Raw genomic sequence first — 26,040 nt, forward strand, 5'->3', positions numbered from 1 at the left:
CGCCAACCGATAAACATCAGAAAAATGGGAGTGTCTTGTGGAAATTGCCTGTCTCGACCTGGAAGGTGTGCTGGTCCCGGAGATCTGGATCGCCTTCGCTGAAAAAACCGGGATTGATTCCCTCAGGGCGACCACTCGGGACATCCCCGACTATGACGTGCTGATGAAGCAACGGCTGCGCATCCTCGACGAGCATGGCCTCAAGCTTTCTGATATCCAGGAAGTCATCGCTACCCTCAAGCCGCTGGATGGCGCTGCCGAATTTGTCGATTGGCTGCGCGAGCGGTTCCAGGTGGTGATTCTTTCCGACACCTTTTATGAGTTCTCCCAACCGCTGATGCGTCAGTTGGGCTTCCCGACACTGCTCTGTCATCGCTTGATTACCGATGAAGGCGGGCGAGTGACCGGCTACCAGTTGCGTCAGAAAGATCCGAAGCGTCAGTCGGTCCTGGCCTTCAAGAGCCTGTATTACCGGGTAATTGCGGCGGGGGATTCCTACAATGACACCACGATGCTGGGCGAAGCCGACGCCGGGATTCTGTTCCATGCGCCTGAAAACGTGATCCGCGAGTTTCCGCAATTCCCGGCGGTGCACACGTTTGCCGAGCTGAAGCAGGAGTTCATCAAGGCCTCGAACCGTTCCTTGAGCCTATAAACGCAACTTCCCGTGGGAGCGGGCAAGCTCGCTCCTGCAGTGCTATGTGTTGTTCAGGATGTATTAAAGATCTTGCAAGGTGTCGAGCAACACCCGAACCTTGGTCATCGACTCCTGATACTCCGCCTGCCAATCCGAATCCGCGACAATCCCGCCGCCGCCCCAGCAACATACCTGCCCATCCTTGACCAGCAGACTGCGAATGGCGATGGAGCTGTCCATCTCCCCGCGCACGTCCAGGTACAGCAACGAGCCGCAGTACAGTCCGCGTCGGGTCGGTTCGAGTTCGTCGATGATTTGCATCGCGCGGATTTTCGGCGCGCCGGTGATCGAGCCGCCGGGGAAGCTGCCCGCTATCAAGTCCAAGGCGTCTTTATCGTCGGCCAGTTCACCGGTCACGCTGCTGACCAGGTGATGCACATTGGGGTAGCTTTCCAGGCTGAACAACTCTGGCACGCGCACCGAGCCGATGCGGCAGGTGCGGCCCAGATCGTTGCGCAACAGGTCGACGATCATCAGGTTTTCCGCGCGGTCCTTGGGGCTGGCCAGCAGCTCGGTGGCGTGGGCCGCGTCTTCCTCGGGCGTTGTGCCACGGGGGCGGGTGCCCTTGATCGGCCGGGTTTCGACGCGGCCTTCGCTGACCTTGACGAAGCGCTCCGGGGACAGGCTCAGTATCGCGTCACCCTCCGACAGGCTCTGGAAGCCGGAAAACGGCGTCGGGCACGCCGCCCGCAGCGCTTGATAAGCGGCCCAGGCATCACCCTGGCATTGGGCGCGGAAGCGCTGGGCAAAGTTGACCTGATAACAGTCGCCGGCCTGGATGTATGCCTGGATGCGTTCGAATGCCTGTCGATAGGCTTCGGCGCTGAGGTCCGGCGTCATCGGTCCTTCAAGATTGAACCGGGAAATGGGCGCCGGGGTTGGCTGGCTGAACAGCGCGATCAGGCGCTGGCGTTCGCCTTCGCCACAATGTGGGTGAAACACCAGTTGGCTGGTGCCCGCCTGATGGTCGCTGACCAGCGCCCAGTCGTACACGCCAAAACGTGCGTCGGGCAATTGCAGGTCGTCCGTGGCGTAGGACGGCAACGCTTCCAGGTGTCGGCCAAAGTCGTAGCTCAAGTAGCCGATCAGGCCGCCGGCGAAGGGCAATTGCATTGTCGTAGGCAGTTGCGCGTGGCCCAACTGCGTCAGATGCATGCGAAGCCGTTGCAGGAAAGCGCTGCCACTCTCGTCCGGCAACACCGTCAGTTGTTCCAGCGGCCAGGCGCTGAGCAGGTCGTAACGCCCACGTTCGGCACTTGGCCGGCCACTGTCGAGCAACACGCTGCCGGGGGCATGACGGATTGCCGCGAAATACTCGGCGGGGTTGGTGCGGTAGGGCAGCGGGTGTACGGAGCAGGTTGGCATGGGCGGGGTGGGTCAGCCGTTCAGGCGGGGGGAGCGATTGTAATCCCCTGTAGGATTTGCTCCTAGGGGGATGTCGGAGATGAGCACGTCTGTGGCAATCAAAACTATTTCTGGCGAGGTCTTTTTAACTGTGAGGAGGGGATAAATCCCCTCGCCACAAGGTCCGCCATGTTCCAAGTCATCGGGAACGAGATCACCCCTCGACAGGCGGAATATGCCCAAACAGTTCCTGGGCAAATGCCACACGCTCCTCCACGGTTTCGATAACGCCGCGGGCCTTGAGTTCTTCCAGGCGTGCTTCCACGGCGTGGGTGCGCAGGGTCAGGCCGCAGTCGTTGGCAATCTGGATGTTCAGCCCCGGCCGGGCGTTCAGCTCCAGGATCAACGGGCCTTTTTCCTGATCCAGCACCATGTCGACGCCGATGTAGCCCAGTCCGCACAACTCATAGCAACCGGCGGCCAGTTTCATGAAGCCGTCCCAATAGGGCAGTTGCACGCCGTCCACCGCGTTGGTGGTGTCGGGGTGCTTGGTGATGATGTTGTTCAGCCAGGTGCCGCGCAGGGTCAGGCCGGTGGCGAGGTCAACGCCCACTCCGATGGCGCCCTGGTGCAGGTTGGCCTTGCCGCCGGACTGACGGGTCGGCAAGCGCAGCATGGCCATCACCGGGTAGCCCATCAGCACGATGATGCGAATGTCCGGCACGCCTTCGTAGCTGATGCTCTTGAAGATCTGGTCCGGCGTCACGCGGTACTCGATCAGCGCCCGGTCACGGTGCCCGCCTAACGAATACAGGCCGGTGAGGATGCTCGACACATGGTGCTCGATTTCCTCATGGCTGATGATCTTGCCGGACACGGTGCGGTAGCGGCCTTCGAAGCGGTCGGCGATGACGATGATGCCGTCGCCGCCAGCGCCCTGGGCCGGCTTGATCACGAAGTCGGTGCGCCCGCCGATGATCTCGTCGAGCTTGTCGATTTCCTTCTCGGTGGAGATCACCCCGTACAGCTCCGGCACGTGGATGCCGGCGGCGATGGCCCGTTCCTTGGTGATGATCTTGTCATCGACGATGGGGTACAGGCTGCGCTTGTTGTACTTGAGCACGTAGTCGGCATTACGCCGGTTGATGCCCATGATGCCCCGGGCTTCCAGGGCCTTCCAGGTCTTCCAGAGGCCGAACATCAGGAGTCAGCCTTGACGAAGGCCTTGAACCGTACCAACTCGGTCAGGCGATAGCCGCGATAACGACCCATGGCCAGCATGAAGCCCACCAGGATCAGCAGGATTGCCGGGAAGGTGAATACGAAATAAACCAGTTCCGGCACGCTCATGATCAGGTGCGCCAGGGACGCGGCGAACAAGGTGCCGATGGCGACTTTCATCGCGTGGCCGGCGCCACGTTCTTCCCAGGTGATGGACAGGCGTTCGATGGTCATGGTCAGGATCACCATCGGGAACAGCGCCACGGACAAGCCACGCTCCAGGCCCAGCTTGTGGCTGAACAGGCTGATGGCGGCGATCAGCACCACCACGAACGTCAGCACCACCGACAGCCTCGGCAGCATTTGCAGCTTGAGGTGCTCCAGGTAGGAGCGCAGCGACAGGCCCAACGTGGTAATCACCGTAAACAGGATGATGCCGAAGCCCAGTTGGGTCTCGCGGAAGGCCAGGGCGATCAGTACCGGGGTGAAAGTGCCGAGGGTCTGCAGCCCGATCAGGTTGCGCAGCACCAGGATCACCAATACGCCGATCGGGATCATCACCATGATCATGAAGGTTTGCTGGGTCTGCAGCGGCAGGCCGTAGAGCGAATATTCGAGGAAATTGGCGTCGGTGTTCTCGTCCGTCAGCTTGGCCAGGCGAATGGCGTTCATTTCGCTGTTGTTCATGCTGAAGGTCACGGTGGCTTTCTTGCCGCCATCGACAGTGATCAGGTTTTCATCGCCGGTCCACCACAGCAGGCGGTCGGTCGGCAGGCCTTGCTCGCCGGTATCCGGGTTGAAATACAGCCAATCGGTGCCGTTGAAGCTGCGCAGCCACAACTCGGGTGTCTGCGGCTGGTCGGCCACCAGGCGGATGGTGTGGACCTTTTCCACCGGCACATGGGCGATGGACAGCACCAATTCGACGATCCTTGCCTTGTTGCTGGACGACGGATCGCCGGCCAGCAACAGCTTGACGTTGTCGTCGTTGAGGTTGTTCACCCGCTTGATCGCTTCGCTGATGAAGGTCTCGACGTCGGCCGAGTGCTGGCGGATCGGCGCGAGCAGGGCTTCGGCGGCCAGTTTTTCCGGACCTTCGACGGCGATGCTGTCGCGGAAGGTCGGGCCCTTGACCTTGGTTTTCTCGGCGCTGTAGCGCTTGGTCAGCACCAGGCGGTAATAAAGGGTCTGGTTGCCTTTGGCGCGGCGGGCCGACCACGTCACCTTCCGATTGCCGTCGACCCGGTTCACCGCAACACCGTAATTATTGGAAATGAAACTCTCGTTGAGGCTCACGTAGTCGCGGCTCAACGGCGGCACGAACATCTGGATCTTCACCGGATCCTTGGCGTTGGGCACGAATTCGACCTTGGCATCGATATTCCACAGGTCGTCGGTGGCGTCTTCGGTCACCGGAATGCCGAGCACGAAAATCTGATAGGCCGTCACCGACAGGCCCAGCACCACCAGGATGGCGATCAGCATTTTCAAATGGAGGGTAAGGGAGCGCATTGGAATTACTCTGCGGTATGAGCGGCATTGGCGCAGGCGGGTTTGCCGGCAGCGTATTTGAGACTGGGGTCGACCAGCGCGTCGAAACGCTTGAGCGCCTCGGAGCCGATCAGCAACGGGTATTGGAAGGCGCTGCGGTCGGTCAGGTTCACTTCGATGCTGCGCAGGGCCGAGCCCATGCAGATGTCCAGTTCGATGACCGGCCGGGCCGTGTATTTCTTGCCTTCTTCCGGGTCGTAGTCACCGGCGCGACGCTTGATCTTGCTGACACGGGCCAGCGGGCGTTCGATGGGGTGCGAATGGGCCGCGTCGATGGCCAAGTAGAAACGCACCCAGGATTCGCCATTGCGCTTGAAGCGCTTGATGTCCCGAGCGCTGAGCGAGGCCGTCTTGGCACCGGTGTCCAGCTTGGCGGCAACCTCCAGGTCAATGCCCTGCAGGGCCGCATATTCGTTGAGGCCGTACACGGTTTTTTCGCCCGCCGCGGCGAGCCCCGGCAGGCACAAGAAGCAAAAGGCAGCGGATAAGGGCTTGAGTGTCATAAATCCTGGTGCGCAGCGTTCCGTTTTTCGGTTCAGGCCCTGGCATTGCTGCACAAGCTCCTAGGTCGCCTTCTCTATATAGGAGAGGGGGCAATTGCGGCGGCATTCTAGCACGGTGGTTTTCTGGCGCCACCGCTGGCCGGAGGCTACATCTCTTCATGCAGCCGGGTTATCGCCGGGGCGTTTATTAGACGATTGTCGACAATATCGATTTTTGTTTTGACGCATAGGGGGATTTTGGTTAGTTTTCGGCGTATTGATTTTAAAGGTGTCGACAATATGCTCGATCAGCTCGAATCCCCGGTGATGGCTCAGGACGACTCGGAAACCCTGTCCGAGAACGTCTTCCGGCGCATCCAGGCCGCCATCGTCAAGGGCGAGATCGCTCCTGGCAGCAAGATCTCCGAGCCCGAGCTGGCACGTACCTACGGCATCAGCCGCGGGCCGTTGCGGGAGGCGATTCACCGCCTGGAAGGCCAGCGCCTGCTGGTGCGCATCCCGCATGTCGGAGCGCGAGTGGTCTCGCTGAGCCATGCCGAGCTGCTGGAACTCTACGAAATCCGTGAATCCCTCGAAGGCATGGCCTGCCGCCTGGCGGCCGAGCGCATGACCGTCGAGGAAATCGACGAGCTGCGCCAGGTCCTGGAAACCCACGAACGTGATGCGGCGTTCCAGGCCGGTGTCGGCTATTACCAGCAGGAAGGCGACTTCGACTTCCACTATCGGATTATCCAGGGCAGCGGCAATCGCACCCTCACGCAAATGCTCTGCGGTGAGCTGTACCAACTGGTGCGCATGTACCGCATCCAGTTTTCCACCACGCCCAACCGCCCGCGCCAGGCCTTTGCCGAGCACCACCGGATTCTCGATGCCATCGCCGACCGTGACGGCGAACTGGCTGAATTATTGATGCGCCGGCACATCGGCGCGTCCAAACGCAACATTGCGCGTCATTTCCAGGACAGCGCCGCCACTGAACGAGGTGAGTCATGAGCAACAGCACTCCAGGCCAGCGTTTCCGCGATGCGGTCGCCAGCGAGCATCCGCTGCAAGTGGTCGGCACGATCAACGCCAACCACGCGCTGCTGGCCAAGCGCGCCGGTTTCAAGGCGATCTACCTGTCGGGTGGCGGCGTCGCGGCCGGCTCCCTCGGCGTGCCGGACCTGGGCATCACCGGCCTGGATGACGTGTTGACCGATGTGCGTCGCATCACCGATGTATGCGATCTGCCGCTGCTGGTGGACGTGGACACCGGTTTCGGTTCCTCGGCGTTCAACGTGGCGCGCACGGTCAAGTCGATGATCAAATTCGGCGCGGCGGCGATTCATATCGAGGACCAGGTCGGCGCCAAGCGTTGCGGCCATCGTCCGAACAAGGAAATCGTCTCCCAGCAAGAAATGGTCGACCGCATCAAGGCCGCCGTCGATGCCCGCACCGATGACAGCTTCGTGATCATGGCCCGTACCGATGCCCTGGCAGTGGAAGGTTTGGAGTCGGCCCTGGACCGCGCCGCCGCGTGCATTGAGGCCGGTGCCGACATGATTTTCCCCGAGGCCATCACCGAGCTTGAAATGTACAAGCTGTTCGCCAGCCGCGTGAAGGCGCCGATCCTGGCCAACATCACTGAATTCGGCGCGACCCCGCTGTACACCACCGAACAACTGGCCGGTGCCGACGTGTCCCTCGTGCTGTACCCGCTGTCGGCGTTCCGGGCCATGAACAAGGCTGCCGAAAACGTCTACACCGCGATCCGCCGCGACGGCACGCAACAGAACGTCATCGACACCATGCAGACCCGCATGGAGCTTTACGATCGCATCGACTACCACACCTTCGAGCAGAAGCTCGATGCGTTATTCGCGGCGAAGAAGTAAGGCGCGACTCCCTACAAATTCAAGAAAATGGAGACAGCAACATGGCCGAAGCAAAAGTACTCAGTGGCGCCGGGCTCCGTGGTCAGGTGGCCGGGCAAACCGCATTGTCCACCGTGGGCCAATCGGGCGCCGGCCTGACCTATCGCGGCTACGACGTTCGCGACCTGGCGGCTGACGCGCAATTTGAAGAAGTGGCCTACCTGCTTCTATACGGCGAGCTGCCGACCCAGGCCCAGCTGGACGCCTACACCGGTAAACTGCGTCAGTTGCGCGATTTGCCCCAAGCCTTGAAAGAAGTGCTGGAGCGCATTCCCGCCGACGCCCACCCGATGGACGTGATGCGCACCGGTTGCTCGTTCCTGGGTAACCTGGAGCCCGAGCAGGATTTTTCAGAGCAACACGACAAGACCGACCGCCTGCTGGCCGCGTTCCCGGCGATCATGTGCTACTGGTATCGCTTCAGCCATGAAGGCCAGCGCATCGAATGCGTGACCGACGAAGTGTCCATTGGCGCCCACTTCCTGCACTTGCTGCATGGCAAGAAGCCGAGCGAGCTGCACGTCAAGGTGATGAATGTCTCGCTGATCCTCTACGCCGAGCACGAGTTCAACGCCTCGACGTTCACCGCCCGGGTCTGCGCTTCCACGCTGTCGGACCTGTTCTCCTGCATCACCGCGGCCATCGGCTCGCTGCGCGGTCCGCTGCATGGCGGCGCCAACGAGGCGGCGATGGAAATGATCGAGCGCTTCAGCTCTGCGCAGGAGGCCATCGAAGGCACGCTCGGCATGCTGGCGCGCAAGGACAAGATCATGGGCTTCGGCCATGCGATCTATAAGGACAACGATCCGCGCAACGAGGTGATCAAGGGCTGGTCGAAAAAACTCGCTGAGGAAGTGGGCGACACAGTGCTGTTCCCGGTCTCCGAGGCGATCGACAAGACCATGTGGGAACAGAAGAAACTGTTCCCCAACGCCGATTTCTACCATGCCTCGGCGTACCACTTCATGGGCATCCCGACCAAGTTGTTCACGCCGATCTTCGTCTGCTCGCGCCTGACCGGCTGGGCCGCCCACGTGTTCGAACAACGCGCCAACAACCGCATCATCCGACCGAGCGCCGAATACACCGGCGTCGAACAGCGCAAGTTCGTGCCAATCGAACAACGCTGAGCTGGAGGTTCTAGCGCTGCTATTGAAATAACCGAAGACCCTTGTGGGAGCAGGCTCGCTCCCGCAAGGAATGTGTTTGTTTCAATGGTGCGCCACCTTCTGAAACCACCGTGACCCGAGTCCTGACGATGAACACAGAATTTCGCAAACCGCTGCCCGGCACTTCGCTGGATTATTTCGACGTTCGCGGGGCCGTGGATGCCATTCGCCCCGGCGCCTACGACGGCCTGCCGTACACCTCCCGCGTGCTGGCGGAAAACCTGGTGCGGCGCTGCGACCCGGCCACGCTGCGCGAGTCGCTGCTGCAACTGATCGAGCGCAAGCGCGACCTGGACTTCCCATGGTTCCCGGCGCGGGTGGTGTGCCATGACATCCTCGGCCAGACCGCCCTGGTCGACCTCGCCGGCTTGCGCGACGCCATCGCCCAGCAGGGCGGTGACCCGGCGCAGGTCAACCCGGTGGTGCCGACCCAGTTGATCGTCGACCACTCGCTGGCGGTGGAAAGCGCCGGTTTCGATCCCCAGGCCTTCGCCAAGAACCGTGCTATCGAGGACCGGCGCAATGAAGACCGCTTTCACTTCATCAACTGGACCAAGAAGGCCTTCAAGAACGTCGATGTGATTCCGCCAGGCAACGGGATCATGCATCAGATCAACCTGGAAAAAATGTCACCGGTGATCCAGCAGCGGGACGGCGTGGCCTTCCCGGACACTTGCGTGGGCACCGACAGCCACACGCCCCATGTCGATGCCTTGGGCGTTATCGCCATTGGCGTCGGTGGCCTGGAAGCCGAAAGCGTCATGCTCGGTCGCGCCTCGTGGATGCGCCTGCCGGAAATCGTCGGCGTCGAACTGACCGGCAAACTGCAACCGGGCATCACGGCCACGGACATGGTCCTGGCCCTGACCGAGTTCCTGCGCAAGCAGAAAGTCGTGGGGGCGTGGCTGGAGTTCTTCGGCGAAGGCGCCAGTGCCCTGACCTTGGGCGACCGCGCGACCATCTCCAACATGGCCCCGGAATACGGCGCCACGGCGGCGATGTTCCATATCGATCAACAGACGATCGATTACCTGAAACTCACGGGGCGCGAAGACCAGCAGGTGCAGTTGGTCGAGAACTACGCCAAGACCACGGGCTTGTGGGCCGACAGCCTTAAAGGCGCGCAATACGAACGTGGCCTGACCTTCGACCTGTCGTCGGTGGTGCGCAACATGGCAGGTCCCAGCAACCCGCACGCCCGCGTCGCGGTGTCGGATCTGGCCGCCAAAGGCATCTCCGGCCAGTGGGACGATGTGCCAGGCCAGATGCCCGACGGCGCGGTGATCATCGCCGCGATCACCAGTTGCACCAATACCAGTAACCCGCGCAACGTGATCGCCGCCGGTCTGCTGGCGCGCAACGCCAACCGCCTGGGCCTGGCGCGCAAGCCGTGGGTCAAGTCATCCCTCGCACCGGGTTCGAAAACCGTGGCGCTGTACCTGGATGAAGCCGGCCTGACGTCCGAACTCGAGAAGCTGGGCTTCGGCGTGGTCGCGTTCGCCTGTACCACCTGCAACGGCATGTCCGGCGCGCTGGACCCAGTCATCCAGCAGGAGATCATCGACCGCGACCTGTACGCCACCGCCGTGTTGTCGGGCAACCGCAACTTCGACGGGCGTATCCATCCGTACGCCAAGCAGGCGTTCCTGGCGTCGCCGCCGCTGGTGGTCGCGTATGCCATCGCCGGGACCATTCGCTTCGACATCGAGAAGGATGTGCTGGGCGTGGTGGACGGTCGCGAGATTCGCCTCAAGGACATCTGGCCGAGCGACGAAGAAATCGACGCCGTGGTGAAGGCCTCGGTGAAACCGGAGCAGTTCCGCCAGGTGTACATCCCGATGTTCGCCATCCAGGAAGACACCGGGCCGAAAGTGACGCCGCTGTACGACTGGCGCCCGCAAAGCACCTACATCCGTCGTCCGCCGTATTGGGAAGGCGCGCTGGCCGGTGCGCGGCCGCTCAAGGGCATGCGCCCGCTGGCCGTGCTGCCGGACAACATCACCACCGATCACCTGTCGCCGTCCAACGCCATCATGCTGGACAGCGCCGCCGGTGAATACCTGGCGAAAATGGGCCTGCCGGAAGAGGACTTCAACTCCTACGCGACTCACCGTGGCGACCACCTGACCGCACAACGGGCTACCTTCGCCAACCCGAAACTGTTCAACGAAATGGTCGTTGAGGACGGTAAGGTCAAGCAGGGTTCCCTGGCGCGGGTCGAGCCGGAGGGCAAGGTGATGCGCATGTGGGAAGCCATCGAGACCTACATGGAACGCAAGCAGCCGCTGATCATCATCGCGGGTGCCGACTACGGTCAGGGATCGTCGCGGGACTGGGCAGCCAAGGGTGTGCGCCTGGCCGGTGTCGAGGCGATTGTCGCCGAAGGCTTCGAGCGTATCCACCGCACCAACCTGGTGGGGATGGGCGTGTTGCCGCTGGAGTTCAAGCCCGGCACCGATCGCAAGACCCTGGACATCGACGGCAGCGAAATCTATGACGTGATCGGCGAACGGACCCCGCGGGCGACGTTGACGTTGGTGATCACTCGCAAGAACGGCGAGCGCGTCGAAGTGCCTGTGACCTGCCGCCTCGATACCGCTGAAGAAGTGTCGATCTACGAAGCTGGGGGCGTGCTGCAGCGCTTCGCCCAGGATTTCCTCGAGTCGGCGGTGGCCGTTTAAATCGCTTGGGTGGCCGCTGTTCCGGCCACCTGTTTTTTCAGGAGTTAGAGCATGGCTCACTCGCCTCAAATCAAGATCCCCGCGACCTACATGCGTGGCGGCACCAGCAAAGGCGTGTTTTTCAGCCTGCAAGACCTGCCCGAAGTCGCCCGCGTTCCTGGCCCGGCCCGGGATGCCCTGTTGCTGCGAGTGATCGGCAGCCCCGACCCGTACGAGAAGCAGATCGATGGCATGGGTGGCGCGACGTCCAGCACCAGCAAGACCGTGATCCTGTCCAAGAGCGCCCGGGCCGACCACGATGTCGATTACCTGTTCGGCCAGGTCTCCATCGACAAGCCGTTCGTGGACTGGAGTGGCAATTGCGGAAACCTGTCGGCGGCGGTGGGGTCGTTTGCCATCAGCAGTGGCTTGGTGGAGCCCGGCCGGATTCCGCAAAACGGCGTGGCCGTGGTGCGGATCTGGCAGGCCAACATCGGCAAGACCATCATCGCCCATGTGCCGATCACCGACGGCGCGGTGCAGGAAACCGGTGATTTCGAGCTCGACGGCGTGACCTTTCCGGCGGCCGAAGTGCAATTGGAGTTCATGGACCCGGCGGCCGAGGAAGAGGGCGGTGGCGGCTCGATGTTTCCCACCGGCAACTTGGTGGATGACTTGGAAGTGCCCGGTGTTGGCACTTTGAAGGCGACGCTGATCAATGCCGGGATTCCTACGATTTTCATCAATGCTCGCGATGTGGGCTACACCGGCACCGAACTGCAGGGCGCTATCAATGGCGATCCCAAGGCGTTGGCGATGTTCGAAACCATCCGCGCACATGGCGCCTTGCGCATGGGCTTGATCAAGCACTTGGACGAAGCCGCCCAGCGCCAGCACACCCCGAAAGTCGCGTTTGTCGCGCCGCCGGCGGATTACCTCTCGTCCAGCGGAAAAGCCGTGGCGGCGGGCGACGTCGATTTGCTGGTGCGGGCATTGTCCATGGGCAAGCTGCACCACGCCATGATGGGCACCGCCGCCGTTGCCATCGGCACCGCCGCGGCGATTTCCGGCACTTTGGTGAATCGGGCGGCGGGCGGTATCGAGCGCAACGCCGTGCGTTTCGGCCACCCCTCCGGCACCCTGCGCGTCGGCGCCGAGGCCAGCGTGGTCAATGGCGAATGGACCGTGAAAAAAGCCATCATGAGCCGCAGCGCGAGGGTGTTGATGGAAGGATTTGTGCGGGTGCCAGGTGATGTTCTGAACTGAGTCGAAAAACCTGTGGGAACGGGCTTGCTCGCGAAAGCAGTGCATCGGCCAACACAGATGTTGGATGTGCTGGCCTCTTCGTCGGATCGCCGCCCGGAGCAGGTCCGCGCCCACAGCGGCCTGTTGTCAGCCTCCGGTCAGTGCAGTGACAACCAGCCCCACATTATTCTCCAACTCCGCGACCGGGTCGGCACCATCGGTGTTCAGCACCAGCAGTTGGCTACCGCCTTCGGTGATGGCTGCCTTCAGCGCATCCGAGGGCTGGCGATGATGCAGCACCAGCGCCACATCGTTGTCTTTCAATGTGGTCGTCAATTGTTTGAGGGCTTCGGGCTTCCACTCGGTGTCAGGGCGGGTGTCGGTGCTGATGCCATCCAGATTCAATCCACTGATCAAGTAACCGAAATGCTCGCTCAGGCTGACCACGCTCAGGTTGTCAGCGCTGGCGAGGCGTTTTTCGCTGTCGGCGCTGAGTTTGAGCAGGCGTTGCTTGAGGGCCGCCAGGTTGGCGTCGATTTTCGTTTTGTCCGCCGGGGCCAGGCGCACCAGGTCGGCGGCGATCACGTCGGCCATCCGCCCCAGGTTATGACTGGCCATCCACGGCTGGCTCGCCAAACCGTCAGCCATGCCCGGTTGCACGGCGATACCGGGCAGGGCGCCGTCCACGGGGCGGGCCGCGTCGACTTCGACGATGCGTATATTGCTGCGTCGGGCCATGGGGTACAGCGGATCGTCCGGCCATAACGAGCGCAGGCCGATCACAGCGTCGGCCTCGCGGGCCAGTTTGTTCAGCGCCGTCGCGCCACGGCCACTGAAGTAGGCGCTCTGGCGGGTGCCGGGCAGATTGTCCGGTGCCGCCCGCTCCAGGCTGACCTCGGTCCCCTTGAGCAAGGCCTCGCCCAACCCGTAGGTGACCGGCAACGATGCCAGCAGACGGACCTTTTCAGCGGCGAATGATGAAGTGACGGCCACGCCGCACAACGCGACGGCCAGGGTCAGTTGTCGCAATGAAAAAACCATTTATCCAAGATTCCCTTTGAGGCTGGGGACGACGCCACGGGCGATGGCGCTCAGGGCGAAGGCGATGCCGGCTACCAGAATGATCGCGGCGCCGGACGGGATAGGCAGGTCGAACACAATCGGCGCGAGAATCCCGCACAGGGTGCTGACCGTGGCAATCAGCACGGAACACCAGAAAAAACCTTTCAAGGATTGGCTGAGCAGACGCGCCGCCGCCGCCGGAATCACCAGCAACGCCCCCACCAGGATGGCGCCGATGACTTTCACCGCCGCCACGGTGATCAACGTCACCAGGACTACGAACAGGTAGTCCAGGGTCTTGACCGCCACCCCGCGCACCGCCGCCAGTTGCGGGTTGAAGCTGGCGAGCATGATGCGGTTGTACAGCGGCAACGCCAGGGCCATCACCAACGAACCGACCACCGCGAGCACCAGCAGATCGTTGCCGTTGACTGTCAGCACTGAGCCGAACAATACGTTTTCCAGGATGTGCACGTTGATCTTGCCCGCCAGGATCAACAGCAAGCTCGCGCCCAGTGCCAGGGACACCGACAGGAAGACGCCAATCAGGGTGTCGGGCGCGAGACCGGTGCGGTTGCGCAGGTAATTGAGCAGGATGCCGAACAGCAGGCAGTAGCCGAACAGGCTGCCGTACGGCCCGGTGTAGGGTTCGCCGAGCAGGATGCCAATCGCCACGCCGGTCAGCGCCGCATGGCCCACCGCCTCGGAGAAAAATGCGAAGCGCTTGACCACCACCAGCGTGCCGAGGCCGCCCAGGACCGGGCCGATCAACAGCCCGGCCAACAACGCATTGACCACAAACCCGTAGGCCAGCGCCTCGGGCAAATATCCTGACGAGGCCCAGCCCTGGACCATCAGACGAAAGGCTTCATAACTCATCAGGCTGCGCTCCCGTTCGTGCGTGGGTGGGTGGAAAACAGCGTCAGCAGCCGCTCCGGGGTCAGGGTCTGGCGTGGCGGGCCGTCGAACAGTACCCGGCGATTCAGGCCGGTGACCCGATCGGCCAGGCGTCCGACGGCTTCCAGGTCATGTTCGATCCACAGCACGGTAATCCCGGCCTGGCGCCAGTCCTGCAACAACCGTTCGAATACCCGGATGCCGGCCTCGTCGAGGGCTGACATCGGCTCGTCGAGCACCAGCAATTGCGGCGAAGGAATCAAGCCCTGGGCCAGCAATACCCGCTGGCGCTCGCCCCCGGACAGGGCGCCCATGCGCCGCTTGCGCTTGTCCTGCATGCCGACCTGTTCCAGGGCCTGGCCGATGGCGCCGGCGTAATGCTTGCTCAAGCCGAGGAAGGCCGGTCGCCGCTGACACATCGCCGCCATGAAATCATCCACCGTCATCGGCAGGCCCCGGTCGAATTCCAGTGCCTGGGGCACGTAGCCGATCACCCCGGGTTCGCCCGGCCATTGCAAGCTCAGGCGTCCCTGGTGTGGCATTTGTCCGAGCAAGGTCTTGATCAGCGAACTCTTGCCGCCGCCGTTAGGGCCTACCAGGGCGTGGACGCTGCCGGGTTTCACCTGGAAACACACTTGGTCGAGGATCGTGGTGCGCCCCAGCTCAAGGCTGATGTCGGCGAATTCGATCAACGGGCCGGATTGTTGCTGGATAAGGGTTTCCTGCACCGTCATGCGCCGGACTCCTGGATCGCCCGGACCACGGTGTCGAGGTTGCCGGTCATCTCCTTTTCGTATTTCTCGGCGCTGTATTCACCGTAGGAAATGTGCGAAAGCGGGTACAGCTTTACGCCCGATTCACGCTGGATGGTGTCGACGTAGGTGGACGGAAAATCCATCTCCGAGAAGATCACTTTCACATCCAGTTCACGCAGTTGGTCGATGGTTTTTTTCAGCTGGCTGGGACTCGGCTCGATGCCATGGGCCGGCTCGACCACGGCGGTCACTTCCAGGCCGAATTCGCGCAGCAGGTAATCGTAGGCGGCATGTACGGTGGCGACCCGCAGCTCGGCATTCGGCGCCTGGGTCAGCTTGGCCAGGGCATCGGCGCGCATCTGCCGCAGGCGCTTGCCGTAGGCGCGGGCGTTTTGTGTATAGGTCTTGGCGTTGTCCGGGTCGAGCTTGCCCAGCTCCCGGGCGATGTTGTTGACCTGGGCAATGGACGCGCTGATGGACAGGAACGTATGCGGGTTGACGACTTTGCCCGCGCCCCGGGCGGCAGTGCCGGTGGCGGCCAGCAGGGGCACGTTTTCGTTGGCTTCGATGACCTTCACGTCCGGGGTTTCGCTGGCGGCGATCATGCGGTCGGCGAAATCGTCGTGGCCGACGCCGTTGAGCACGATCACATCCAGGCCGCTGATGCGCTTGATGTCCTCGGCCCGAGGTTCATAGGCGTGAGGATTGAACCCGGCCGGGATCAACGGCACGACCTCGGCCTTGTCGCCGACGATGTTGGCCACGTAGCTGTAATACGGGTGCAAGGTGATACCGATGCGCAGGCGATTGGGCGCTTCGGCGCTGGCCAGCGGGGCGAGCAGGCAGGCCAGCAGGCCAATCACCAGCAGGCGCAGGAATGGGCGACGTGGAGATGCGATAGACATGGGCAAGCGGTCTTCTCTTGAATGAGGGGCGTTGGGTCAATGCCGGTGCTGGCGAGTCACGCCGGCATCGAACTGCGCGACGATCTGCTGCCAACCGGCGACGGACAGGGCTGCGTCGTCGGATGCGGCAGGAGCGGTCGCAGGTTGGCTGCGGTTGAGCCAGATGTCCGGGGGCGCGTCGGGCGATTCGCTGATGCGCATCAGAAAGGAGCCGGCGACGGAAGGGTTGGCGCTGGCGCCAAAGTAGGCGTCGTCGCCCAGTAGTTGCCAGGCGTGGCCGCCGCGACTGACAGAGCTGGCATCCTGGGCGAACGGGGCAAAGCCTTCGTCCGCCAACGCTTGGGGGGCGGGAAGGGCTGGCTCGCTTTCGCGCAGGATGCGGATCTCGTCCAGCGTGACCCGCAGGTCGGCGTAGATCCCTTGCTCGGCGGCGCTGAGGTCGCGACGGGCATCCAACTGGTTGCTTTCCAGGTGGGCGACCTCCTGGGTTTCGCCGTGCCAGGCCACCACTGACCCGGCCCCCAACACGATGATCAGGCACAACAGCAGGACATAAAGGGTTTCATGGCCGGCGCCGGCGGGGCGGACAACCTGGAGGGTCGGTGTGCTCATGGGGCCTCGATGTCGGCTTGGTCGATTTCCACGACGTGGCCGGGGCCGGCGTCGAAGAGGACGTAGAATTCGGTGCTCGGTTTCTTGAAGGTCAGCGTTGAGTCGGCGCCGAGCTTGCCAGGGACCAGGATGGTTTCGTCGTAGCCAATCACATCCAGCGTCACCCCGGGGGCACCACTGCCGTCGGAAAAACCACCGGTGCATTGGATCTGTTCGGCGTCGATGGCCTTGCACTCGCACATAGGGTTGTGAGCCAGTGCGCTGGTGCTCAAGCCTGCGCACAGCAGCAGCGCCAGGCTGTTGAGAGAGGCGCGGAAGGTCATGGTTGGGCTCCTTGGGTTTTCAGCCAGGCGACAGTGGCCGGGGAGGCCTGGTTCAGGGGGATGGAGGCTTGATGCATCGAGCCGTCCCAGCCTTCGAGGGTGATCCAGAGCTCGGCGTCTGGCTGGGTCTTCTTGGGCACCGGCAGCATGGCGCCCATGCGATAGGGCGAGCCGAAGAAAATCACCCCGGCGGCCCGCAGGCTGCGAGGCTTGCCGATGCGCAGGTAGGTGGCTTTCACCTGGCTGATGCAGCGTTGGCACAAAGCGGCATTGAAGTGCTTCATGGGGCCGGCGGGGCCCTGGGTACGAGGGGCTTCGTTGCGAAATTCCGCCAGGTGCAGGCTCCACGGACCCACCTGGATCTCGCCGACTTCCCGCTCGCCGAGCCCTCCGTCGCCTCGGAACAACGCCGCTTCCGACAGGTACTTGGGCATGAAGCCCAGGGGAATCAGCAGCAACAGCACATTGAGATGGAAGCGCCATTTATGCCAGAACCGGCCCAGGCGTGCAGATGATATGGTTGTGGTGGACGGATTCACAGGTTGCCCTCCGGCGAGTCACGGTGGAGGGAGGGTTGCAATGGCGATGCGATACGAGCAGGCCGGGCAGGTTTCTGGCTGCGCTTGACGGCGTTGGCAGTGGCCAAGGCCGTGCGTTTGGTCCAGATCAACAATCCGCTGAGGACCATCATGCTCAGGACCAGGCCGAAGAAAAACCAGATGAGCTTGATCCAGAGGCCGCCGAAGTCCCCGGTATGCAACGGCCGCATGGATTCGGTGACGAACTCCAGGGCCGTCCGGTCCGACAACAATCGCGAGGCGTCTACCTCGCCGTTGTAGGGATTGATGGTTGCGGTCTGGAACATCAATGGATACCAGCCCCGTCCGCCGATTTCGAGGTGGCTGTAGGCGTTGCCGGGCAAACTGACGAAGCTCGCCTCCAGTCCCGGGATCTGTTGCCGGGCGATCTCGATGGCCCGGTCCAGGTTCAATTGCGGGGGAGCGGTACCATCGGCCGACAGCGGAACGCTTTCACGGGCCACGACCGGGACGACGGGCGCGCTGGAAATGGAGATCCCGTTGTCGGCCAGTGTGGCTTCGATCAGAAACCAAGTGCCGGTCACGGAAATGACCGCGATGAACCAGATCGACCAAATGCCACTGAGCCGATGCAAATCGCCCCAGAAAATCCGCGCGCCGTGGCGGATACGCAAGGTCGGGCGCAGGAAACCTTTCCAGAAGCGTTTGTAGACGACGAGGCCGGTTACCAGTGAGGCGAGCATCGGCAGGCCGAGGAAAGACACCAGGTACCAGCCCCAGCTGTAGCCGTTGGTGAACGGCACCAGCCACCAGCCATGCAAGGCGCGGGTAAAGCCCCGGAAATTGAACGCCGGAGCCGATCCCTGGATGACACCGCTGTAAGGGTTGACGTAGACGGTGTCCGGGCGCCCGTCGGGATACGTGACCTTGGCTTCCAGGGCAAAATGCGATTCATCCGGACGCACGATACTTTGCACCTGGGTCAGCGGCTGGGCTTGCTTGATGGCAGCCCTGACCTGATCGTAGCTAAGCAATGTGGCGTCATCGCTGGGCTTGCTGGCGCGCATCTCAGGGTTCGCCAGCCAGACGATCTCCTGGCTGACCACCGCCAGGGTGCCGGTGACACAGACGATCAAAACGAAAAACCAGATGGGCAGCGCCAACCAGCTATGGACGAGAAACCAGAGTTTGGAGCGGGACTTTTTCGACATGATTGAACGTCTTGATTCGATGAAAGGTTCCGTGTCACGGGCTTCGCAACACCCTGAACCCTGGAAAGGCAGGTCGTGGCTTTTGCCGACGCGGCCTGCTGCATCTAATTAAGACGAACGAGTCACTCAAATCCTGAAGGGAAAGATGAAAGAAAATGTTTCGCGTTAGCGATAAGCATCGAGTGTCTTCTTCAGTCCGGGGCGTAAATCTCCCTCGCCACGGGCTCGCCCAACAAATGTGCCCCTGGCCCTCGCTTGCCCAGTACGTCGCCCTGATTACGCAACGGGCAATTTTCCATCGAGAGGCAACCGCAGCCGATACAGCCGTTCAGCCGATCACGCAGGGCGATGAGTTGATTGATGCGCTCATCCAGATTTCGACTCCACTGCTCTGACAAGGTTTTCCAGTCGGCCGCGGTCGGGGCACGATTGTCCGGTAGGTTTTGCAGTGCCTCGCCAATCTCAGCCAGGGGAATACCCAGGCGTTGTGCGACTTTGATCAGCGCCACCCGCCGTAGCACTTCCCTGGGGTAGCGACGCTGATTGCCCTGGTTGCGGGTGCTTTTGATCAGCCCCTTGGTTTCATAGAAGTGCAGCGCGGTGACCGCCACGCCGCTGCGAGCGGCGACTTGGCCGACGGTGAGCTCTTTGTGGACATTGATAGGCTTTTTCACTTCAATCACCGCTTGACCTTGACTTAACTAGAGGTTTTACCCTGCAGGCCTTCGGATCGCAAGATTCGCCTTATTTCAATGGGGGGACCTTCCATGCAATCGCCAACCAACGAGCGCAGCTTCACACAGTTGATTGAGTTCGATATCGAGCCTCAATGGCTACAGGCGCTGGTGACCGCCCTGTCGGAACAGACCGAGCGCCTGGCGCGGGATTTTCCAGGCTTTCTCAGCGCCACTATCCAAGCCAGCGAGGACGGAAGGCGGGTGCTCAATTGCCTGCAATGGCAAACCCGCGAAGCTGGGGACGCGGCGTTTCGAAGTGTTGAACATGGCGAGGGAAATTTCTGGCGGCTGATCCAGCAGCATCGGGCCAAAGCGGTGACGTTCGGCTCTTTCCAGGTGCTGCGCAACATCGAGCGCAGCCTGGATGATGCTCTGCATTGCCCGTGGCTCAACCAAGCGCAACGAGGAATACGAGAGGGCGATAGCCACTATCAAAAGCGTTGATTTCTGCCGTTGCGTGCCGGCGGGTAGCCTTTGTTCATCGCCCCACTAAAGAACATTGGACGCCCGCCATGAATCGTATCCTTGCTGTCTTGCTGCTGTTGACCGTCACCGTGTTGAGCGGTTGCGCCTCGTCCTCTCCGGAGCTGCGTCCCTATACCGCCGAGGAAACCCGCGAGCTGGCCCTCGAAGCGTTGAATCGCCGGGGTCTTTCGTTCGAGGAGTATCACGCCAAGAAAGCCGAATTGCTCGGCACATCGCAGAAGAACGTCGGCTTCGATGAGCGTGGCGAAATGAATGCCGAGCGGACCGTCCAATTGCCTGGCCGGCCAGGCTGAAAGACTGTACCGCTCGAAGTTTTGCCTAACTGTCCATGGGCGGGCGCCGGGACGTGGGGTAGGGTCATCACCTGACTGCCCCCGACGGATTGACGTGCCATGACCCTCTCGCTTGACCTTCTGCTGGGCTTCGCCCTGTTTGCCCTGGTGACCTCGATCACACCAGGCCCCAACAACACGATGTTGCTGGCCTCGGGTGTCAATTTTGGTTTCAACCGTACCATCCCTCACATGCTGGGTATCACCTGTGGCTTTTTTTCCCTGGTGCTGGCGGTGGGCCTCGGCCTGGGCGCGGTGTTCCAGACGTATCCATTGCTCTACACCCTGTTGCGCTATGTCGGCGCGGCATACCTGATCTATCTGGCATGGAAAATTGCGCATTCCGGCCCCGTCTCGGACAACGCTGCAGGCGACAACAAGCCGATCAGTTATTGGGGCGCGGCGGCGTTTCAATGGGTCAATCCCAAGGCCTGGATCATGGCCATCGGTGCAATCAGCACCTATACACCACTGCAAGGCTATTTTTTCAACGTGGTGGTCATCGCGGCGGTGTTTGCCTTGATCAATCTGCCAAGCGTCAGCCTGTGGGTGGTATGCGGCAGCCTGCTGCGCAATTTGTTGCGTGATCGTCGGTGGCTGCGCCTGTTCAACTGGGGCATGGCGCTGCTGTTGGTCGCGTCGCTGTATCCGTTGTTGCTCGAAAGCATGAGTTGATGGCTGAGCTTCGACGCGATGCCTGCTAAGCTCGCTGTTCCAGGAGCGTTCCTACGCACTTTTAAATGAAGTCCGACTTCTTTAAGGTCTTGATCAGGTAAAGCTTGTCTCGAACCCAACGAGGGCACCCTGGTCCCGGAACCGGCTCTGCGAGTTTCCTTATGAATAAGCGTCCTTTGTATTTTGATTACGCGGCCACCACGCCGGTGGATGAGCGGGTGATCCAGGTCATGGTCCAATGCCTGGGTTTTGACGGCAATTTTGGCAACCCTGCCTCCAGCTCCCATGCGTTCGGCCAGGAGGCACGACGTGCCGTGGAGCAGGCGCGGGAACAAGTGGCCCGTTTGGTTGGCGCTCAAGCCGATCAGATCGTCTGGACTTCAGGTGCCACCGAATCCAATAACCTGGCCCTGAAGGGGGTGGCCCAGGCGCGCGGTGCGCGTGGGCACGTGATCACCAGCTTGATCGAGCATAAAGCAGTTCTTGATACGGTCCGGCAGCTTGAAGAGGGCGGTGTCGCGGTGACTTGGCTGGCGCCGGGAACCGATGGCCTGATCAATCCGCAATCTGTCCGCGAGGCGTTGCGCGAGGACACGTTCCTAGTGTCGTTGATGCTGGTGAACAATGAGCTGGGGACCGTCAACGACGCCGTCGCCATCGGTGAGATCGTTCGAGAGCACGGCGCGCTGTTTCACATGGACGCCGCCCAGGGCGCGGGGAAGATGAGCATCGACCTGGCCCGTTGGCCGGTGGATCTGATGTCTTTTTCTGCACACAAGATCTACGGTCCCAAGGGCATCGGCGCGCTTTACGTCGGCGATCGTGCACGGCCACGGGTGTCGGCGCAGATCCATGGCGGAGGCCATGAAGGTGGCTTGCGCTCCGGTACATTGGCGACCCATCAGATTGTGGCCATGGGAACGGCGTTCGAACTGGCGTCGCAGTCATTTGACGAGGAGCTCGCCAAGATCGATCAATTGCGCAATCGTTTGCTTGAGCCGCTGTTGACGTTGCCCGGCGTATGTATGAATGGCAGCCCGAGTTGCCGAATCCCTCATACGCTGAGCTTGACGTTCAATGAAGGCGAGTTCAACCCGGCGACGTTGGGCTCCTCGATTGCGTTTTCCGCGACGTCGGCCTGCAACTCGGCGCAAAACACCCCATCCCATGTCCTGCTGGCCCTGGGGCACGATGCACGTGCGGCCGGGCGGACCATTCGCTTGAGCCTGGGGCGTTTCACCAGCGAGCAGGACATTGACGAGGCGGTGCGGTTGATCAAGTCCGCCTGCGCCGCTGCCCCGGCATTTTGGGTGTAACCCTTGAGCCGAACACGTTCGGCGTACGAACAATAAAATTGAATTAGCAGGAGTGATGATGAGTACCGAGCCTTCGACCCCAGGACAGATTCCCCAGCGCCTGGTCCGAATCCGCCAGTTGATGCGCGAGGAGGGCATCCATGCGCTGCTGGTGCCTTCGGCCGACCCGCATCTTTCGGAATACTTGCCGGGCTACTGGCAAGGTCGCCAATGGTTGTCCGGGTTCCATGGCTCGGTAGGTACTTTGATCGTGACCTTGGATTTTGCCGGGGTCTGGGCCGACAGTCGGTACTGGGAACAAGCCACCAAGGAGCTGGAAGGCAGCGGGATTGAGTTGGTCAAGCTTGTTCCAGGTCAGCCCGGCCCATTGGATTGGCTCGGTGAACAAACGCCCGAGGGGGGTGTGGTAGCGGTTGACGGAGCAGTCATGGCCGTTGCGTCGGCCCGGACGCTGAGCAGCAAGCTTGAATCGCGTGGGGCGCGGTTGCGTACCGATATCGACCTGTTGCATAAGGTCTGGACCGATCGTCCAGCCCTGCCGAATCAGCCCGTCTACGCCCACCTGCCGCCACAAGCGACGGTAAGTCGTGTGGAAAAACTGGCCAAGCTGCGCGAATCGCTAAAGGAACGCGGCGCCGATTGGCACTTCATTGCCACCCTGGATGACATTGCCTGGCTGTTCAACCTGCGCGGCGCGGATGTGTCGTTCAACCCTGTGTTCGTCTCCTTTGCCTTGATTGGCCAGCAACAGGCGACGCTGTTCGTTGCCTTGGACAAAGTCGATGCGGCACTGCGTGCAACGCTTGAACAGGATGGCGTGACGCTGCGCGATTACAGCGAAGCCGTTGTCGCGCTGCGTGAAGTGCCAAGCGGTGCGAGTCTGCAGATTGATCCGGCGCGGGTCACCGTCGGCTTGCTGGGTAACCTGGACAATGGCGTCAAGCTGGTCGAAGGGCTCAACCCGACGACGCTGGCCAAATCCCGCAAGACCCCGGCAGATGCCGAGCATATTCGCCAGGCAATGGAGCAGGATGGTGCCGCTCTCTGCGAATTCTTCGCCTGGCTGGAAAGCGCCTGGGGCCGTGAGCGCATCACCGAGCTGACCATCGATGAGCATCTGACCGCGGCGCGCATGCGTCGGCCGGATTTCGTTTCCCTGAGCTTCAATACCATCGCCGCGTTCAACGCCAACGGCGCGATGCCTCACTACCACGCCACGGAAGAAGCGCACGCCGTCATTGAAGGCGATGGCTTGCTGCTGATTGATTCGGGGGGGCAGTATCTTGGCGGCACCACGGACATCACGCGCATGGTGCCGGTCGGAACGCCGACACCAGAGCAGAAGCGTGATTGCACCCGAGTCCTCAAGGGTGTGATTGCCTTGTCGCGGGCCAAATTTCCCCGAGGCATTCTGTCGCCTTTGCTGGATGCCATCGCCCGCGCGCCAATCTGGGCCGAACAGGTGGATTATGGCCATGGCACCGGTCACGGTGTCGGTTATTTCCTGAACGTCCACGAGGGGCCGCAGGTCATTGCCTACCAGGCCGCCGCCGCGCCGCAAACCGCGATGCAACCGGGGATGATCACGTCTATCGAGCCCGGCACTTATCGGCCAGGTCGTTGGGGAGTGCGTATCGAGAACCTGGTGCTCAACCGCGAGGCGGGGAGCAGTGAGTTCGGTGAGTTCCTGTCCTTCGAAACCTTGACGCTATGCCCGATCGACACCCGCTGCCTTGAGCCATCCTTGCTGACCCAGGACGAAAAAGACTGGTTCAATGCGTACCACGCCGAGGTCCAGCGTCGATTGAGCCCGTTGCTGGAAGGCGACGCGTTGCAATGGCTGAACATGCGGACCGCGACCATCTGACAAAAACGGTCAGGCCAGGGCTTCACGGACGAAGTCCAGCCGATCCTGGCCAAAGAACAATTCGTTGCCGACGAACATGCTCGGTGCTCCAAACACACCTCTACGGATGGCTTCGTCGGTGGCATCCTTGAGATGGTCCTTCACGTGTTGGTCGGTGGTCAGGGCGAGGACATATTCAGGATCGAAGCCACCTTCGTTCAGGGTCGCCGCAACTGTCGCCGGATCGTTGAGGTTGCGGGCGTCCACCCAGAGGGCGCGGAACAGGCAATCGATAAAAGCCTCGAAGCGGTCCGGATGGCGCAATTGCATGCCGGTTACGGCGCGCATCAGCAGCAATGTGTTGATTGGAAAATAGGGGTTGAGCTTGAACTCAACGCCATAACGGATGGCAAAGCGATTCAAGTCCTTGAACAGATAGGGCCCCTTGGCCGGCACGGTAACAGGGGAGGCGTTGCCAGTTGCCTTGAAGACGCCACCTAGCAACATGGGACGGTAGATCAGTTCACTGTCCGTTTGTGCGCAAAGCGCAGGCAACTGGGTGTAGGCCAGATAGGTGGTCGGGCTGCCGAGGTCGAAGAAAAACTCTACGGATTTGCTCATGGGGGCTGCTCTCTTATTGTTATGAGGGGAGGCTTACCAGCGTTCGCTCCAGGGGCGCAGGTCCAGCTCGAAGGTCCATGCGTCGCGAGGCTGGGTATGCAAGTACCAATAATTCTCGGCAATGTGTTCCGGATCGAGGATGCCGTCCTCCTCCTTGGTTGCATATTTTTCCGGGAAATTGTCACGGATAAACGCAGTGTCGATGGCACCGTCCACTACCACATGAGCCACATGGAGGTTCATCGGGCCTAGTTCACGCGCCATGCTTTGCGCCAGCGCTCGTACGCCATGCTTGGCCCCGGCAAACGCGGCGAACCCTGACGCGCCGCGCAATCCTGCCGTGGCCCCAGTGAACAGGATTGTGCCGCGTTGGCGCTTGACCATGCGCCTAGCAACTTCCCGCGCATTGAGAAATGCGGAGAAGCAAGCCATCTCCCAGATCTTGAAGTACTTGCGAGCCGTCTCCTCCAGAATGCTGCACGGCACATTGGCGCCGATATTGAAGATGAATGCTTCGATCGGCCCGACCTGGCTTTCTATCTGTTCGATCAGCGCGATGACATCGTCTTCCTTGCGCGCATCGCAGGCGTACCCGTGGGCTTCACCCCCTTCGGCCCGAATACTGTCCACCAGTGGCTCAAGTTTGTCGGCGCTTCGACGCGTGACGCAGGCCACGAAACCTTCCCGGGCGAAACGCCTGGCTATTGCCCCACCCGTGGCATCGCCGGCACCAACAACCAGTACGACCTTCTTGTTATTCATGGCTAGCTCCATTGATAAACGATCGTTAACTAAACGGACGTTATGTTAAGGTCGGGAGAACGTCAAGGTGTACATCAGGGGCAAGACGATGCGTTATTCAGCTAACCACAAGATGGAAACCCGCGAAAAGCTGCTCGCGAGCAGCGCCACCTCCATCAAAAAGTCCGGTTTTGCCACGGTAGGCGTCGATGGCTTGATGAAGGCAATCGGGCTGAGCGGTGGTGCGTTCTACAGCCATTTCTCGTCCAAGGATGAGCTTTTCAGGGCCATTGTCGAAAGAGAACTCGCCCAGAGCCTGGACCGTTTGAACGGTGAGGGGGGCATGGACGCAGTAAAGTTGCAGCGTTGCCTCAAGCAATACTTGAGCATGGGCCACGTTGAACAACCCGAGGCAGGGTGTGCATTGCCGGTGTTGGGGGCAGAGATTGCACGTTCGGATATGCAGGTACGCGAGGCGGCGCAGACTTGGATCTGCCGGCTGCATGAAGGCTGGGCGCGAATCTTAGGAAGCGATAGCTTGGCGTGGTCGGTGTTGTCGCAATGTGTCGGGGCGTTGGTGGTTGCGCGCATGCTTGCGACTCCCGAGGTCCAACGCGATGTCCTCAAATCCAGCTATGACGAAATCAGCCGTCGTATCACCGACCGACCGTTTGACTGA

Annotated in this window: 27 protein-coding genes; 12 read left to right on the plus strand and 15 right to left on the minus strand. The window is 61.5% G+C overall.

The window, feature by feature from the left end; translation table 11 throughout:
* Nucleotides 1–37 precede the first annotated feature (37 nt).
* The gene (gene thrH, locus VQ575_RS08380) at nucleotides 38–655 is read left to right on the plus strand and encodes a bifunctional phosphoserine phosphatase/homoserine phosphotransferase ThrH (protein ID WP_039593714.1); all 618 of its coding nucleotides are present in this window, start codon (nucleotides 38–40) and stop codon (nucleotides 653–655) included.
* Nucleotides 656–718: 63 nt separating this feature from the next.
* Here thrH and pabB read toward each other — a convergent pair whose 3' ends face one another.
* The 4 genes from pabB to rloA all read right to left on the minus strand — a co-directional run bounded on the left by pabB (nucleotide 719) and on the right by rloA (nucleotide 5,316).
* The gene (pabB, locus tag VQ575_RS08385; protein ID WP_325919435.1) at nucleotides 719–2,062 is read right to left on the minus strand and encodes an aminodeoxychorismate synthase component I; all 1,344 of its coding nucleotides are present in this window, start codon (nucleotides 2,060–2,062) and stop codon (nucleotides 719–721) included.
* Nucleotides 2,063–2,255: 193 nt separating this feature from the next.
* Nucleotides 2,256–3,242 (minus strand): alpha-L-glutamate ligase-like protein, encoded by a 987-nt coding sequence (locus VQ575_RS08390; protein ID WP_039593716.1) that lies wholly within the window; start codon nucleotides 3,240–3,242, stop codon nucleotides 2,256–2,258.
* A complete protein-coding gene (gene rloB / locus VQ575_RS08395; protein ID WP_039593717.1) occupies nucleotides 3,242–4,774 on the minus strand; it encodes an osmotic stress tolerance membrane protein RloB in 1,533 nt (510 codons plus the stop codon). The genes VQ575_RS08390 and rloB overlap by 1 nt, the downstream gene beginning before the upstream one ends.
* A gap of 5 nt (nucleotides 4,775–4,779) precedes the next feature.
* Nucleotides 4,780–5,316 (minus strand): retropepsin-like aspartic peptidase RloA, encoded by a 537-nt coding sequence (rloA, locus tag VQ575_RS08400; RefSeq protein WP_039593718.1) that lies wholly within the window; start codon nucleotides 5,314–5,316, stop codon nucleotides 4,780–4,782.
* A 279-nt stretch (nucleotides 5,317–5,595) separates the two neighbouring features.
* Between rloA and VQ575_RS08405 the strand changes: the two genes are divergently transcribed.
* The 5 genes from VQ575_RS08405 to prpF all read left to right on the plus strand — a co-directional run bounded on the left by VQ575_RS08405 (nucleotide 5,596) and on the right by prpF (nucleotide 12,324).
* Nucleotides 5,596–6,309, plus strand: coding sequence for a GntR family transcriptional regulator (locus VQ575_RS08405; RefSeq protein WP_039593719.1), 714 nt, complete (start codon nucleotides 5,596–5,598; stop codon nucleotides 6,307–6,309).
* The gene (gene prpB / locus VQ575_RS08410; RefSeq protein WP_030137801.1) at nucleotides 6,306–7,190 is read left to right on the plus strand and encodes a methylisocitrate lyase; all 885 of its coding nucleotides are present in this window, start codon (nucleotides 6,306–6,308) and stop codon (nucleotides 7,188–7,190) included. The genes VQ575_RS08405 and prpB overlap by 4 nt, the downstream gene beginning before the upstream one ends.
* Before the next feature lie 41 nt (nucleotides 7,191–7,231).
* Nucleotides 7,232–8,359 (plus strand): bifunctional 2-methylcitrate synthase/citrate synthase, encoded by a 1,128-nt coding sequence (gene prpC, locus VQ575_RS08415; protein WP_325919436.1) that lies wholly within the window; start codon nucleotides 7,232–7,234, stop codon nucleotides 8,357–8,359.
* Between the two features lie 128 nt (nucleotides 8,360–8,487).
* Nucleotides 8,488–11,079 carry a Fe/S-dependent 2-methylisocitrate dehydratase AcnD gene (acnD, locus tag VQ575_RS08420; RefSeq protein ID WP_325919437.1) on the plus strand — a complete coding sequence of 864 codons (2,592 nt, stop codon included), beginning with the start codon at nucleotides 8,488–8,490 and terminating at the stop codon, nucleotides 11,077–11,079.
* Between the two features lie 51 nt (nucleotides 11,080–11,130).
* Complete coding sequence (prpF, locus tag VQ575_RS08425; RefSeq protein ID WP_325919438.1) at nucleotides 11,131–12,324, plus strand: 2-methylaconitate cis-trans isomerase PrpF; 1,194 nt, start codon at nucleotides 11,131–11,133, stop codon at nucleotides 12,322–12,324.
* A 126-nt stretch (nucleotides 12,325–12,450) separates the two neighbouring features.
* Here prpF and VQ575_RS08430 read toward each other — a convergent pair whose 3' ends face one another.
* The 9 genes from VQ575_RS08430 to soxR all read right to left on the minus strand — a co-directional run bounded on the left by VQ575_RS08430 (nucleotide 12,451) and on the right by soxR (nucleotide 19,281).
* Complete coding sequence (locus tag VQ575_RS08430; RefSeq protein WP_039593723.1) at nucleotides 12,451–13,344, minus strand: metal ABC transporter solute-binding protein, Zn/Mn family; 894 nt, start codon at nucleotides 13,342–13,344, stop codon at nucleotides 12,451–12,453.
* On the minus strand, nucleotides 13,345–14,244 hold the full coding sequence (locus VQ575_RS08435; protein WP_030137806.1) for a metal ABC transporter permease: 900 nt from the start codon (nucleotides 14,242–14,244) through the stop codon (nucleotides 13,345–13,347).
* Entirely contained in the window at nucleotides 14,244–14,996 is a 753-nt protein-coding gene (locus VQ575_RS08440) for a metal ABC transporter ATP-binding protein (protein WP_039593724.1), read from the minus strand. The genes VQ575_RS08435 and VQ575_RS08440 overlap by 1 nt, the downstream gene beginning before the upstream one ends.
* Nucleotides 14,993–15,922, minus strand: a complete 930-nt coding sequence (locus VQ575_RS08445) for a metal ABC transporter substrate-binding protein (protein ID WP_039593725.1) — start codon at nucleotides 15,920–15,922, stop codon at nucleotides 14,993–14,995. The genes VQ575_RS08440 and VQ575_RS08445 overlap by 4 nt, the downstream gene beginning before the upstream one ends.
* Nucleotides 15,923–15,958: 36 nt before the next feature.
* Entirely contained in the window at nucleotides 15,959–16,534 is a 576-nt protein-coding gene (locus tag VQ575_RS08450; RefSeq protein WP_198727086.1) for a DUF6162 family protein, read from the minus strand.
* Nucleotides 16,531–16,857 carry a hypothetical protein gene (locus tag VQ575_RS08455; protein WP_039593727.1) on the minus strand — a complete coding sequence of 109 codons (327 nt, stop codon included), beginning with the start codon at nucleotides 16,855–16,857 and terminating at the stop codon, nucleotides 16,531–16,533. Before VQ575_RS08455 ends, VQ575_RS08450 begins: the two co-directional genes overlap by 4 nt.
* The gene (locus VQ575_RS08460) at nucleotides 16,854–17,396 is read right to left on the minus strand and encodes a hypothetical protein (protein WP_039593728.1); all 543 of its coding nucleotides are present in this window, start codon (nucleotides 17,394–17,396) and stop codon (nucleotides 16,854–16,856) included. The genes VQ575_RS08455 and VQ575_RS08460 overlap by 4 nt, the downstream gene beginning before the upstream one ends.
* Nucleotides 17,393–18,607, minus strand: a complete 1,215-nt coding sequence (locus VQ575_RS08465) for a PepSY-associated TM helix domain-containing protein (protein WP_039593729.1) — start codon at nucleotides 18,605–18,607, stop codon at nucleotides 17,393–17,395. Before VQ575_RS08465 ends, VQ575_RS08460 begins: the two co-directional genes overlap by 4 nt.
* A 191-nt stretch (nucleotides 18,608–18,798) precedes the next feature.
* A complete protein-coding gene (soxR, locus tag VQ575_RS08470; protein WP_198727081.1) occupies nucleotides 18,799–19,281 on the minus strand; it encodes a redox-sensitive transcriptional activator SoxR in 483 nt (160 codons plus the stop codon).
* Between the two features lie 93 nt (nucleotides 19,282–19,374).
* Here soxR and VQ575_RS08475 point away from each other — a divergent pair, with 93 nt between their 5' ends.
* The 5 genes from VQ575_RS08475 to VQ575_RS08495 all read left to right on the plus strand — a co-directional run bounded on the left by VQ575_RS08475 (nucleotide 19,375) and on the right by VQ575_RS08495 (nucleotide 24,020).
* The gene (locus VQ575_RS08475; protein WP_045156547.1) at nucleotides 19,375–19,788 is read left to right on the plus strand and encodes an antibiotic biosynthesis monooxygenase; all 414 of its coding nucleotides are present in this window, start codon (nucleotides 19,375–19,377) and stop codon (nucleotides 19,786–19,788) included.
* 68 nt (nucleotides 19,789–19,856) lie between these two features.
* The gene (locus VQ575_RS08480; RefSeq protein WP_045156546.1) at nucleotides 19,857–20,123 is read left to right on the plus strand and encodes a hypothetical protein; all 267 of its coding nucleotides are present in this window, start codon (nucleotides 19,857–19,859) and stop codon (nucleotides 20,121–20,123) included.
* Nucleotides 20,124–20,222: 99 nt separating this feature from the next.
* On the plus strand, nucleotides 20,223–20,837 hold the full coding sequence (locus tag VQ575_RS08485) for a LysE family translocator (RefSeq protein WP_039593731.1): 615 nt from the start codon (nucleotides 20,223–20,225) through the stop codon (nucleotides 20,835–20,837).
* A gap of 161 nt (nucleotides 20,838–20,998) precedes the next feature.
* A complete protein-coding gene (locus VQ575_RS08490; RefSeq protein WP_325919439.1) occupies nucleotides 20,999–22,153 on the plus strand; it encodes a cysteine desulfurase family protein in 1,155 nt (384 codons plus the stop codon).
* A 58-nt stretch (nucleotides 22,154–22,211) separates the two neighbouring features.
* Nucleotides 22,212–24,020, plus strand: a complete 1,809-nt coding sequence (locus VQ575_RS08495; RefSeq protein WP_325919440.1) for an aminopeptidase P family protein — start codon at nucleotides 22,212–22,214, stop codon at nucleotides 24,018–24,020.
* 9 nt (nucleotides 24,021–24,029) lie between these two features.
* Here VQ575_RS08495 and VQ575_RS08500 read toward each other — a convergent pair whose 3' ends face one another.
* Nucleotides 24,030–24,620: a 2-hydroxychromene-2-carboxylate isomerase gene (locus tag VQ575_RS08500; RefSeq protein ID WP_325919441.1), complete on the minus strand. Its 591-nt coding sequence runs from the start codon at nucleotides 24,618–24,620 to the stop codon at nucleotides 24,030–24,032.
* A 33-nt stretch (nucleotides 24,621–24,653) separates the two neighbouring features.
* Nucleotides 24,654–25,382 (minus strand): SDR family oxidoreductase, encoded by a 729-nt coding sequence (locus tag VQ575_RS08505; RefSeq protein ID WP_325919442.1) that lies wholly within the window; start codon nucleotides 25,380–25,382, stop codon nucleotides 24,654–24,656.
* 88 nt (nucleotides 25,383–25,470) lie between these two features.
* Here VQ575_RS08505 and VQ575_RS08510 point away from each other — a divergent pair, with 88 nt between their 5' ends.
* Nucleotides 25,471–26,040: a TetR/AcrR family transcriptional regulator gene (locus VQ575_RS08510; protein ID WP_039593736.1), complete on the plus strand. Its 570-nt coding sequence runs from the start codon at nucleotides 25,471–25,473 to the stop codon at nucleotides 26,038–26,040.

It is taken from the genome of Pseudomonas frederiksbergensis (assembly GCF_035751725.1).
Lineage (GTDB): Bacteria > Pseudomonadota > Gammaproteobacteria > Pseudomonadales > Pseudomonadaceae > Aquipseudomonas > Aquipseudomonas frederiksbergensis_A.

Coding starts and splice junctions, on each gene's coding strand:
- pabB (WP_325919435.1), bottom strand. CDS start 2,062: ATGCCAACCTGCTCCGTACACCCGCTGCCCTACCGCACCAACCCCGCC.
- VQ575_RS08390 (WP_039593716.1), bottom strand. CDS start 3,242: ATGTTCGGCCTCTGGAAGACCTGGAAGGCCCTGGAAGCCCGGGGCATC.
- rloB (WP_039593717.1), bottom strand. CDS start 4,774: ATGCGCTCCCTTACCCTCCATTTGAAAATGCTGATCGCCATCCTGGTG.
- rloA (WP_039593718.1), bottom strand. CDS start 5,316: ATGACACTCAAGCCCTTATCCGCTGCCTTTTGCTTCTTGTGCCTGCCG.
- VQ575_RS08405 (WP_039593719.1), top strand. CDS start 5,596: ATGCTCGATCAGCTCGAATCCCCGGTGATGGCTCAGGACGACTCGGAA.
- prpB (WP_030137801.1), top strand. CDS start 6,306: ATGAGCAACAGCACTCCAGGCCAGCGTTTCCGCGATGCGGTCGCCAGC.
- prpC (WP_325919436.1), top strand. CDS start 7,232: ATGGCCGAAGCAAAAGTACTCAGTGGCGCCGGGCTCCGTGGTCAGGTG.
- acnD (WP_325919437.1), top strand. CDS start 8,488: ATGAACACAGAATTTCGCAAACCGCTGCCCGGCACTTCGCTGGATTAT.
- prpF (WP_325919438.1), top strand. CDS start 11,131: ATGGCTCACTCGCCTCAAATCAAGATCCCCGCGACCTACATGCGTGGC.
- VQ575_RS08430 (WP_039593723.1), bottom strand. CDS start 13,344: ATGGTTTTTTCATTGCGACAACTGACCCTGGCCGTCGCGTTGTGCGGC.
- VQ575_RS08435 (WP_030137806.1), bottom strand. CDS start 14,244: ATGAGTTATGAAGCCTTTCGTCTGATGGTCCAGGGCTGGGCCTCGTCA.
- VQ575_RS08440 (WP_039593724.1), bottom strand. CDS start 14,996: ATGACGGTGCAGGAAACCCTTATCCAGCAACAATCCGGCCCGTTGATC.
- VQ575_RS08445 (WP_039593725.1), bottom strand. CDS start 15,922: ATGTCTATCGCATCTCCACGTCGCCCATTCCTGCGCCTGCTGGTGATT.
- VQ575_RS08450 (WP_198727086.1), bottom strand. CDS start 16,534: ATGAGCACACCGACCCTCCAGGTTGTCCGCCCCGCCGGCGCCGGCCAT.
- VQ575_RS08455 (WP_039593727.1), bottom strand. CDS start 16,857: ATGACCTTCCGCGCCTCTCTCAACAGCCTGGCGCTGCTGCTGTGCGCA.
- VQ575_RS08465 (WP_039593729.1), bottom strand. CDS start 18,607: ATGTCGAAAAAGTCCCGCTCCAAACTCTGGTTTCTCGTCCATAGCTGG.
- VQ575_RS08475 (WP_045156547.1), top strand. CDS start 19,375: ATGCAATCGCCAACCAACGAGCGCAGCTTCACACAGTTGATTGAGTTC.
- VQ575_RS08480 (WP_045156546.1), top strand. CDS start 19,857: ATGAATCGTATCCTTGCTGTCTTGCTGCTGTTGACCGTCACCGTGTTG.
- VQ575_RS08485 (WP_039593731.1), top strand. CDS start 20,223: ATGACCCTCTCGCTTGACCTTCTGCTGGGCTTCGCCCTGTTTGCCCTG.
- VQ575_RS08490 (WP_325919439.1), top strand. CDS start 20,999: ATGAATAAGCGTCCTTTGTATTTTGATTACGCGGCCACCACGCCGGTG.
- VQ575_RS08495 (WP_325919440.1), top strand. CDS start 22,212: ATGAGTACCGAGCCTTCGACCCCAGGACAGATTCCCCAGCGCCTGGTC.
- VQ575_RS08500 (WP_325919441.1), bottom strand. CDS start 24,620: ATGAGCAAATCCGTAGAGTTTTTCTTCGACCTCGGCAGCCCGACCACC.
- VQ575_RS08505 (WP_325919442.1), bottom strand. CDS start 25,382: ATGAATAACAAGAAGGTCGTACTGGTTGTTGGTGCCGGCGATGCCACG.
- VQ575_RS08510 (WP_039593736.1), top strand. CDS start 25,471: ATGCGTTATTCAGCTAACCACAAGATGGAAACCCGCGAAAAGCTGCTC.